The sequence below is a fragment of the Ensifer aridi genome, assembly GCF_002078505.1.
Classification (GTDB): domain Bacteria; phylum Pseudomonadota; class Alphaproteobacteria; order Rhizobiales; family Rhizobiaceae; genus Sinorhizobium; species Sinorhizobium aridi.
The window spans coordinates 1-1,177 of record NZ_LUAV01000074.1; the positions used below are offsets into that span (position 1 = coordinate 1).

At 60.1% G+C, this 1,177-nt stretch carries 1 protein-coding gene and 1 pseudogene; both read left to right on the plus strand.

Annotated features, from left to right (window positions below; genetic code table 11):
* Window positions 1-188, plus strand: a pseudogene (locus tag AYK65_RS31325) (transporter substrate-binding domain-containing protein); the annotation flags it as partial.
* Window positions 189-190: 2 nt separating this feature from the next.
* Window positions 191-1,162 (plus strand): proline racemase family protein, encoded by a 972-nt coding sequence (locus AYK65_RS31330; RefSeq protein ID WP_081163226.1) that lies wholly within the window; start codon window positions 191-193, stop codon window positions 1,160-1,162.
* Window positions 1,163-1,177: the final 15 nt, after the last annotated feature.

Consider the following 1,177-nt stretch of genomic DNA (forward strand, 5'->3'; position numbering starts at 1 on the left):
CGGTTCTGCGCAATCCATCTACCATCGGCATTCGCCGTGAGCCGGGCAACGAAGGCTTCGAGAACTTCCTGGCGAATTGGATGCTGCAGCAGAAGTCGCTTGGCCTCGCTTGCTCGACCATCACCCGTTACATGCTTGAGCGTAACATCGATATGAAAGTCGTACCTCAGTCAGGAAAGTACTACTGACCATGCGTACGAGCCGTCTGTTAAATGTCGTCGACAGCCACACTGCGGGGCATCCGACCCGAACGGTCCTGTCTGGCATTCCCCCACTCCGCGGGAAAACCGTTCGTGAGCAGCGGGACGATTTCCGTGACAATCACGACGGCTTGAGAACCCTGCTTCTCCATGAACCGCGCGGGCATGCTGCCATGGCGGCCGCGGTGCCCGTGCCCTCCCGCGAAGCGGATCAGGGATTGTTTTTCGTCTTTTCTTACAGCTATGCCGACATGTGCGGCCACGCCACCATCGGCTTCGTCGCTAGCTTGGCTGCCACGGGTGCGCTTCCTGCGCATTTTAGAGAAGGCGGCATGTCAATCGAGACGCCGGCTGGCATCATTCACGTCACGGGTACATTCGAGGCAGATCGCCTGACGTCGGTGGTGTTGCGCAACGTGCCTGCTTACCTCATGGCATCAGATGTGCGCGTGGAGGCCGAGGGTCTCGGTTCGATCACGTGCGACATCGCCTACGGCGGCATCACCTACGCGATCGTTGAAGCAAGCCAGGTCGACCTTCCCTTCGAAATGGACCAGGCCAATGGCTGGTGTCGCGCAGGCATGGCGATCAAGGAGGCGCTCAACGCGAGCGGTGGCACGCAGCCAATCAGCAGCGTGCTTTTCCATGCGCCGATCGACGGCGGCGGCCGGCATCTGGTGATCCTGGCAGGCAACAAATTCGACCGCTCACCCTGCGGCACAGGCACCTCTGCCCGGTTGGCCCAGCTTAATGCTCGCGGCCAGTTGGCTCTCAACGCGCCATACCGGGCTGAAAACATCCTCGGAGTACCGTTTCAGGCCCGGATTGTGCAGACCGCGCAAGGGAAAGAGGGGCAGGACACCGTGATCCCTGAAATTCGTGGCATGGCACATATCAGCGCTTTTTCGACGATCGTGCTGGAGGAGGAGGATCCTCTGCCCGCCGGTTTCCTTCCTAAATGACGGAGAACGCCATGA